Here is an 8,759-nt window from a genome sequence, read left to right on the forward strand (position 1 = left end):
GGGACAATTTTCAGCTGATATTTTGGCATTTGAATAATATCTATGCGAAATATGGAGGATTTGGCAGTGTTACGCCGGCCTTAACCGATGACGTATGCATCTTCATCATCTGTTTGATCTTTTCCTGGACATCAATAATGTTATTTTCATCTGCCTGATATCCTGATCTCCTGATGCACAAAATATCTTTTTTCCCCCCATAGACAAAACAATGCTGAATATCATGTTTTGATGTAATACTCTGTAGAAATACACCCAGTTCATTGTATACGGAACCTGCCAGATTCAGCAGGTCCGGTATCTCCTCCATCTCCACCATACGATTTTTATTATATTCAATGTCGTAGTGTTTTCTGTGCAGATTTGCCACTTCGACTAACGATGGCTGAATCGTCATCATCATTTCATTCGTATTATTTCTCCATTTTTCAACTTCAATATCCTTTGAAAAATGTTTCGAGATGGTCTCAATGATTTTATCGCCATGTGGATCATAAACAACGATCCCAAGTTCAATTGGAAAATAAATTAATTTCTTTGTTCCATGAATATGACCAAATTCCATATCCAAAAAAGCCAGATTATCCCCCATATAAAAATAATGTCGGAATGATCTACAATAAATATATTCAAATAATCTCGGCCCTCAAAAAACCCTCAATAAAAAATAGATCAGGAAATCACTCCACCGCAATACTCCTCTCCGGTGTCCATGCCGGATCGACAAAACTCAGAATCGTTGCCAGCGACTCTCCGGCATTCCGGTAGCCCTTCACTTGGTCCGGCGAAATATATGCAGCACTTCCGGCAGGCACCCGGACAACATTTCCATCAGGGGTGAATGCCTCAACTTCGCCTTCAATAACGTAAATTATAGTCAAAAACCAGACTTCTAAGAATATCTGGTATTCTCCATATGATGCCAAACGTTTATTTTTGAAATTAAACGATAGTAAACGCTTAATCGCATTTACTATTAGTTCAAAAAGAAACGTTCGCCACTATAATTCAGATGCACCGATGAGCCGGTTGTAATCGGCAGACCCTCCGGGGAGGAGTTCTGCGTATGCGACACTGTATTCAATAGGTAAATTCATCTCAGGCATCAGCACCGGATTTGCGAGCGTGTAGATCATCATGTCAGACCCGATATCCCACTCAATCCCTTCCCGTGGATCGGGGATGACGATGGGAAGATTGTCTGTTCCAACACCATCTGTTCCGGATGTATATTCTGCCAGTTCATCGCCTGACACCTCAACCGCCGATGAAAAGGGCGGCTGAATCACGTCAATATAGTGGAGTTCAGTATCCCCGACCGCGGCTATCGACTGCAAAACCCCTTCCGGCAAAATCACCACCTCCCCTTCGCGGGCGGTCACTGTCGTGTTGTCACAGCGTATCTCTGCCTCTCCTCCAGTCAGATATACAAATTCCGAAGTTTCGATCAGCCGGTGCGTAGCTGTCGCATTGCCCGGCGGGATAGTGACAAGGCCAAGGCTGTAGTTTGCCGTGACATCCGGTGTTTCCTCGCCGATGAGCCCAATATAGCGTCCCTGACCATCAAAGATGGAGATGCCATCTCCTGGAGTGATCAGCCGGATGCCTGCATCCTCTGCCGGAGAGAAACTCTCCGTGAGACATCCGGCAGAGAGGAGCGTGAGTGTAGAGATGAAAATAAGACAGACAACCCTGTGCATGGATAATGAGTATGTGGGAGGGGAAATAAATCCTGCCCAATCTAAAGTGGAGTGCAGGAGGGTGGTATTTTAGAAAGGGAAGATTTTTTCCCGCCCTGCCCTGTCATAAAACCCTTCATGTGGAAGCGCCGGCCCTGTGGTTTGTGGGTCAGTGTGCCTGGATATATTGAGAGGATTGGTGGAGGGAGGTGAATTCCCCCTGTCTCTGTTGAGTCCGGGGAGAGTGATTATTCATCGGAATCTGACATTGGTGAAATGGTTCTGTACCTCTTTTGCATGCGTTCGCCCTTCGTGGGTGCGTCTGCGGGCCGTTTCTCCTGCAGGAATGCATGAACAGCTTCACGGTCACCGTTCTCAAGAGCCGTCTCAAGGTCGGTGGTGTCAATGCCGTTTGCTGCCATCCTCTGGAGGGCGAAGTGTATCTTACTACCATCACATGCTCCATCCTGGCATGTGCCGTTCTCCTGCATCTGCTGGATCATCTTTTGCATGCTCATCTTCTGCATATCTCCGCGTCCTGGCCCGTCGCCCATAGTAAGCGGTGCGGCCATGGCGGCACAGACACAGAGCATGGCAAGGCCGGTCAGTGCAAGTACAAATTTTCTGCTCGTCTTCATTTTTTATCTCCTGTTTTGTCGGGTCCGGGCAGGGAGTGGAATACCTTTCCGGGCCTCTGTTCATAGAGTTCACGCGGAAGGGTATAAATGCATAAAATAGGGAGGAGATGATGATGCAACCGTGAGGTTGCACGATGATCCCGGAAGGAAATAATTCAGCCCTGAGGACTCAATCGGGTCAGGGTTCGATGCCCGCCATACCGGGAACATCCGGCAATAATTATATGCCTGCTGCATTCAGGAACGGAGGACCTATCGGGGTTACGGTAATATGCAAAAAAGGGGAATACGGTTTCTATTGGAGATCACTTCTTCTTCAGATGAAGAATCAGTCCGATGCATACCGCCGGAATTACAACAAAGAACGGCGCCGGGGTCTGTGTCGACTGTGAATCACTTCCTGCGGGATTATTAGCATCAGTTGATTTGCCGTCCTCCATCATCATGCCCCGGTCGCCCGTGGCACCTTGGCCGTCACCCTCTGTCGCTGTGCCATTGCCTCTGGTGATATTCTTGCTGCCATCCTGGCATCTGCCGTCCTCCATCATCATGCCCCGGTCGCCCGTGGCAGGCGGTGCTGCCATGGCGGCGCAGACACAGAGCACGGCAAGGCCGGTCAGTGCAAGCACAATTGTTCTGCTCTTCTTCACATTGTTCATCTCCTGTTTTGTCAGGTCCGGCAGGGGTTGGTACACCCCCCGGGCCTCTGTTCATACGGTTCATGCGGAGGGGTATAAATGCATAAAATAGGGAGGAGATGATGATGCAACCGTGAGGTTGCACAATGATTCCGGGTGTTCTTATTCGGCCCGGAGTGCTTCAATCGGATCTAGGTTCGATGCCCGCCATGCCGGGTAGACACCCGATATGACGCAGATGACGGCACCGACGATCATTCCTTCGGGAACGTTTGCGAGGCTGTCCCAGGCAAAGAAATATTCTGTCGTCCCGACCATCCCGAAGACGACCACATACCCGATGAGAAGGGAGAGGACCGCCCCGATGCCTGCACCCACGATACCGATGATCGCTGCCTCATACACAAACATCCGCAGAATCTCGTCTTTCTGCGTCCCGATACTCCGGAGAATGCCGATCTCGCGTATCCGCTCGGTGACCGACATCATCATCACATTGAAGATGGAGACCGCCGCCACCAAAAGGGAGATACCCGCAATGGCAAGGGCAAAACTCGTGAGCGTGCCCAGCGTTGAGGAGATGGTATTCAGCATCCGGCTGCTGTCCTGTATCTGTACCTCGTCGTCCTTTCTGTTCAGCGACTCATCGATGCTCTCTGTTATCGCATCAATGTCATTAATATCGTCAACAACCACATTCACCTGCGTGTACTCGTCCTCACCACCATACCGGCCGGTGAAGAACTTCTCCGCCGTGATGATGGCATTGTCCGAACTGATGTCCATGGACATACCCCGTTCTTCCAGGATGCCGGTCACCCGGACAGTCACCTCCCCTTCTTCATCGTCCTCATCGCCGATGGTAATTTTGCTCCCGACTTCGATGTCGTAACGCTCAACGAAATCCGGTCCGACGACGACTTGTGAGGTCGTGGAAGGAAAACTCCCTTCGGCAAGGCTGAGAATATCCTTCATCGCCTCATCGTCCATCGCGTAGATGGTCGCACGGCCACTGGTGGAGCCCGTCTCGATGTCATCACTCTCCGAGTAGAGGTAATACACATACGAGGAGCCCGCAGCCTTTCTGATATCGTTGAACTGGTCATTGGTCAGATAATCGTCCTCGTCATCATTGCTCTCGCTTTCCCGGCCAAACCCGCTGTCTCCGCTGCCGGTGTCAGGTTTGACGACAAGAACGTTCGCCGTTGCCGAGAGCTCCTCGGCGACCGAGAGGGTCATATTCGCAGAGATCATCCCGATGGATGCGATGGCAACAACGCCGATGACGATGCCGAGGGCCGCAAGGACGGATCGTAAGAGGTTCAGGCGCACACTCCGCAGCGAGAGCCGGAATATGATGTCCGGTTTTTTCATGCAATCCTCCCGTCCTGTATCAGGATCGTGCGGTCGGCGTACTCCGCGGTCGCCGCATCATGGGTGACCATGATGACCGTCCTGCCTTCATGGTTGAGTGCTGCAAGCATCTCCATGATCTGCGTGCTCGTCTTTGAGTCCAGGTTGCCAGTCGGTTCGTCACAGAGCAGGATAGCCGGTTCGTTGACCAATGCCCGTGCGACCGCCACCCGCTGCTGCTGACCGCCGGAGAGTTCTGACGGCCGGTGGGCGGCAAGTGCGGCGTCAATGCCCACCTGGTCCAGCAGGTGCTGCACCCGCCCGGTGTCGTCATACCTGCGTTGCCTGAGAAGCCACGGGTATTCGACGTTCTCAAAGGCGGTGAGCAGGGGAATGAGGTTGAATTTCTGGAAGATGTAGCCGATCGAATCCCTGCGGAGTGCGGTCAGGTCGTAGTCACTGAGCTGGCCGATATCCTGCCCTTCGATACGGACAGTACCTTCGGTCGGCACATCCAGGCAGCCGATCTGGTTCATGAGAGTCGATTTGCCTGAGCCGGAAGACCCCATGATGGCGACAAATTCCCCCTTCTCAATCGCAAGAGAGACCCCGTCGAGTGCGTGAACATCTCCGGAGGGGAGAGGGTATATTTTGCGCACGTTCTCAAGCGCAATAACCGGTGTGGAGCCCATCGTGTTTCTCCTCACTTCTCTTTGTGCAGACGGGCCCGGACAGCGTCACGTGCCCGTGCAAGGTGGCCTGTTCTCCATGCGATAAGGCCGCCTGCGATGATGAGTATCCCGAGGATGATGGGTATGAAGGGAATCTGGGCGAAGCCGCTTCCCATGGATCCAACGCTACCCCTGCCGCCCAGCATTCCTGCGGAATTCTTAGCGTCGGTTGATCTGTCGCCACCCTCTGTCGCTGTGCCTGCCGCTGTGCCGCTGACATAAAACTCTTCTTCGTAGATATTGCCGTCCTCGTCCTTGTAGGTGACAAGCAGCGGCACCTGCCCGGTACCCTGCATTGTATACGTCACCTCAAACCCGGAGAAGTCGTCGGGTTCAAGGGCACCGATGACCGCAACAGGGTTTGGGTTTGTGGGAGTGGCCGGGCTTCCCACCGTCACCATGACAGAGTATGCCTCCTCAAGCCCGGCGTTTGTGACATCGCCCGATACCGTGGAGGTCGCACCGGACGCACTCACCGCAACCTCGTTTACCACAAGATCTGCACCCGTCTTGTCTGTCCCGAAGGTCATGGGAATAGAGATGGTGGTGCTGTGCTCGTTGATGCCGCTGCGGTAGTCTACCACAAAGGTCAGGTCACCCTCTTCTTCCGGGGTGATTTCAAAGAGAACCTCTGCGGATTCGTCCTGTTCAAGGTTGCCGACAAAAAAGCTGGTCTGATCGCTCTTTATGCCGTCTGTTACCGGCGTAATGGTAATGGCGCTCAGTTCACCTTCACGGGGATTACCCACAAGGACGGTGATCTCCTCGGTCTTTCCCCCGGTAAAGGTATCGGGGACTCCCAGGAGGGAGACCTGCGGGCCGGTGTCATCCACAATCACCGGGATGGAGGAGCGCAGTGACCCTGCCGAGCTGAAGTCGAGGTAGAAGGACGGATAGCAGATCCCCTCACCCGGACCGGCCAACACCAGGAAGGTAAATTCCATTGAATTTCCCCCGCCGATGTCGCCGACGACTTCGTAGGCATTGTCATTGACGACGGTCAGGTCATTGGTGTAGAGCTTGGCCCGGTCAATGGAGGCGCTCTCTTCGCCGGAGTTCGTTATCTGAACCGTGATAAATCCCTGGTCGCCCGGCATCAGTGTCTCAGGGGACTTTGTTACCCCTGTGACCGATATCTGGGATGCAGGGTCTGATGCGGTATCAGTCGCCGCGGCCGCAATGCCGCAGAACGCCGCAAGGATGATCAGTGCAATACATATTCGATGATTCATGTGTCTGCCTCTGTATATTATTATACAGAGAAACGTCTCCCGCAGACAGGTATATATGAAGAAAATGAGAGGAGTGGCATCATGAAACCGCGGGGTTTCACTGACGTTTCAAAACCGTGAAGAGCGCCTCTTCCAAGGCTACGGCCGAGGGGTAGCGCGCTTCCTTCTCCTTTGCAATGCAGCGCATCACGATCTTGTCCCAGGGTGCCGCCGCCGGGGCACGGGACGACGGCAGGGCGGGAGTCTCCCCGAGGATGGCGTCTGTCATCTCGCCCAGTCCCCCATCGTCGAACGGACGGCGTCCGGTCAGCAGTTCGTAGAAGACAATCCCCGTCTGGTAGATATCAGTCCGGGTATCGGCATCCCCGAAGCGGCGGGGGGCGATCTGTTCCGGTGCTGCGTACTGCACTGAAAAGCCCACGATGGAGGACTCGTGCCCGTCGCCCATCATCGTCCCCAGACCCCAGTCGGTGATCTTCGCTGTGCCGTCCTCTGCAAGCAGGATGTTGTGCGGTTTGATATCGCGGTGGATGATGCCGTGGTCGTGGGCACAGGCGAGGCCGCGGACGATATCTTCGACAATCACCGCCGCTTCTGTCGGGGGAAGCGGCAGGCTGACGTCTGCAAGGGAACGCGATACATACTCCATCTCCACGTAGGGCACAGGCAGGATATTGACCGAACAGAGACGGACGATATTCGGGTGGACGAGTCCTTCCCAGAGTTTCATCTCCTTTAAGAAGATGCGGCCGGTTGTCTCGTCAAAGCTGATGGGGACCTTGACCGCGACGACGGCCCCGTCTGACCGCCGGACCGCCCGGAAGACCCGTGCGAGCCCGCCCTTGCCGATGAACGTCACATCGCGGTAGCGGTCCGCGAGAGTGGCAGGGAAATAGACATCACGCAGCTGGGTGTCCATGATACGGGTCTCATCGAAAGGGTCGCCCTCGTGAGCGATACGGGTACGCTCGTCTGTGTCTTCCGGTACCTGCGGAGGCACAAGTCGGGAACGGTGATAGAACCCAACGAGGATTGCAGTCAGAGAGAGCAGTGTGGGAATATAACCGACCGGACCGCCGGTGCCGGTAATTACCAGACCCATCGAAGTAAATGCGACAATACCTCCGGCGATGAGATAAGCACCCAGAAGATACCGGGGCGATCTCTCTGTTGCGGTTGTGGCGGCAAGGATGATACCCCCCACTGAGAGAAATGCCAGTCCGCCAACGATGGGAGTTGAACTCCCCAGATTCCCGAATATCAAAACGGACTGGAAACCGGTCAGAAACATCGCTGAACTGCAGAGAACGGCAAGGATGGTGTACCCGGCAGTCAGGACAGGTGTCGTGTGTCCGCTGCGGTTCAGGACACTGCGGTGGCGGGCGCGGCGATCAGCAACCGTGAGCACACCGGCAACAAGCAGGGAACCCAGAAAGGCGATGCCGGGCCATAGCATTTTTTTCGGTTCCCAGGGAATCGCGAAGTGGCCAACCGTCCCGTCGGGCCGCAGAAGTTCTCCGGGTTTCAATAGATTACCCTGCACATCCCAGGGAACCATAATAGTGTAGGCATCGATTCCGGCAACGAGGGGGGCATCATCCTCCACGGTGACAATTCCGGCGACCCCTCCGATCAGATCGAATGCCCTCCGTTCAAAGGGATCCGGTTCTTTCCCTTCATTGGATTTGCGGAACACCCCATTGGGGGTTAACGAAAGAGAGTATGACCCATCTCCGATGCCATCCCCGTTGGTATCGGTTCCGGTATATTCAATCCAGTGGTTTCCCAGTATCCCTTCAAACGAAGTCCCCCCATATTCATAGGAAATGACTGGTGATACCCAGGAAGTCTCCGGAGAGGACGAAATCGCACCGGTGACGGCATCAATATCGTTATAATACACACCCGTCCCGTCCGATTCGGTGATCAGGAGGCCAAGATGCGGCCCCTCGATATGGTTTCCGGTCACCAGAGTCCGGTCGGCGTCATAGATGCAGATACCGATGCCGGTTTCAGGGAGGGTGGGAGATATTGTGTTACCCATGATGACATTTCCATCCGAATGTACGAAGATGCCACAGGGGCTGGTTCCGGTGATGACCAGTTTTTCGATGATGGTTCTCCCGGCTTCCAGCACAATGGCGGCTTCCCCATCCGTTGCCACGATCACGGGGAATCCTCCGCCGGTATCAACCCCGGTGATCGTCACTGGGACGCTGATGTTGAGCTGTTCGTAGTAGGTGCCGCTCTCAACGAGGATCGTGTCCCCCGGCATGGCCACGGCGAGCGCCCCTGAAATGGTCGCATACCCGTCTTCGCCAACACTCAGGGTGGCGGCGCCCGCGGTCGTGCAGATCATGCCTGCGAGAAGGAGGAGGAGGACGGCGAAGAGCGTCACTACAGGGCAGGTGCTCCTGTCGATTTGCTTTCCTTTGTGCCGTTCGTTCCTTTGGTTTATCATATACGCCGGTTCTCTCTATTCGTCTGC

9 protein-coding genes are annotated in these 8,759 nt (G+C 54.2%); all 9 read right to left on the bottom strand.

From position 1 onward, the window contains the following. Positions 1 to 40: 40 nt before the first annotated feature. Positions 41 to 592 carry a hypothetical protein gene (locus tag MKMG_RS09520; protein WP_165077566.1) on the bottom strand — a complete coding sequence of 184 codons (552 nt, stop codon included), beginning with the start codon at positions 590 to 592 and terminating at the stop codon, positions 41 to 43. Positions 593 to 680: 88 nt separating this feature from the next. Beyond that, positions 681 to 881 carry a cupin domain-containing protein gene (locus MKMG_RS09525; protein WP_165077567.1) on the bottom strand — a complete coding sequence of 67 codons (201 nt, stop codon included), beginning with the start codon at positions 879 to 881 and terminating at the stop codon, positions 681 to 683. Between the two features lie 120 nt (positions 882 to 1,001). Further along, positions 1,002 to 1,700, bottom strand: a complete 699-nt coding sequence (locus tag MKMG_RS09530) for a cupin domain-containing protein (protein WP_165077568.1) — start codon at positions 1,698 to 1,700, stop codon at positions 1,002 to 1,004. A 227-nt stretch (positions 1,701 to 1,927) separates the two neighbouring features. Continuing rightward, positions 1,928 to 2,317, bottom strand: a complete 390-nt coding sequence (locus MKMG_RS09535) for a DUF4258 domain-containing protein (RefSeq protein ID WP_165077569.1) — start codon at positions 2,315 to 2,317, stop codon at positions 1,928 to 1,930. Between the two features lie 305 nt (positions 2,318 to 2,622). Beyond that, complete coding sequence (locus MKMG_RS09540) at positions 2,623 to 3,012, bottom strand: hypothetical protein (RefSeq protein WP_165077571.1); 390 nt, start codon at positions 3,010 to 3,012, stop codon at positions 2,623 to 2,625. A gap of 105 nt (positions 3,013 to 3,117) precedes the next feature. Then, positions 3,118 to 4,329, bottom strand: coding sequence for an ABC transporter permease (locus MKMG_RS09545; RefSeq protein ID WP_165077572.1), 1,212 nt, complete (start codon positions 4,327 to 4,329; stop codon positions 3,118 to 3,120). After that, positions 4,326 to 5,000 (bottom strand): ABC transporter ATP-binding protein, encoded by a 675-nt coding sequence (locus MKMG_RS09550; RefSeq protein ID WP_165077574.1) that lies wholly within the window; start codon positions 4,998 to 5,000, stop codon positions 4,326 to 4,328. The genes MKMG_RS09545 and MKMG_RS09550 overlap by 4 nt, the downstream gene beginning before the upstream one ends. An 11-nt stretch (positions 5,001 to 5,011) precedes the next feature. After that, positions 5,012 to 6,271 carry a COG1361 S-layer family protein gene (locus MKMG_RS09555; RefSeq protein ID WP_165077575.1) on the bottom strand — a complete coding sequence of 420 codons (1,260 nt, stop codon included), beginning with the start codon at positions 6,269 to 6,271 and terminating at the stop codon, positions 5,012 to 5,014. A gap of 97 nt (positions 6,272 to 6,368) precedes the next feature. Continuing rightward, the gene (locus tag MKMG_RS09560) at positions 6,369 to 8,669 is read right to left on the bottom strand and encodes a protein kinase (protein ID WP_165077576.1); all 2,301 of its coding nucleotides are present in this window, start codon (positions 8,667 to 8,669) and stop codon (positions 6,369 to 6,371) included. Positions 8,670 to 8,759: the final 90 nt, after the last annotated feature.

This window comes from Methanogenium sp. MK-MG (genome assembly GCF_009914725.1).
GTDB lineage: Archaea > Halobacteriota > Methanomicrobia > Methanomicrobiales > Methanomicrobiaceae > Methanogenium.

What these genes read in the sequence shown, in the direction of transcription:
- MKMG_RS09530 (WP_165077568.1), bottom strand. Translation starts at nt 1,700, where the DNA reads ATGCACAGGGTTGTCTGTCTTATTTTCATCTCTACACTCACGCTCCTC.
- MKMG_RS09520 (WP_165077566.1), bottom strand. Translation starts at nt 592, where the DNA reads ATGGGGGATAATCTGGCTTTTTTGGATATGGAATTTGGTCATATTCAT.
- MKMG_RS09535 (WP_165077569.1), bottom strand. Translation starts at nt 2,317, where the DNA reads ATGAAGACGAGCAGAAAATTTGTACTTGCACTGACCGGCCTTGCCATG.
- MKMG_RS09550 (WP_165077574.1), bottom strand. Translation starts at nt 5,000, where the DNA reads ATGGGCTCCACACCGGTTATTGCGCTTGAGAACGTGCGCAAAATATAC.
- MKMG_RS09555 (WP_165077575.1), bottom strand. Translation starts at nt 6,271, where the DNA reads ATGAATCATCGAATATGTATTGCACTGATCATCCTTGCGGCGTTCTGC.
- MKMG_RS09545 (WP_165077572.1), bottom strand. Translation starts at nt 4,329, where the DNA reads ATGAAAAAACCGGACATCATATTCCGGCTCTCGCTGCGGAGTGTGCGC.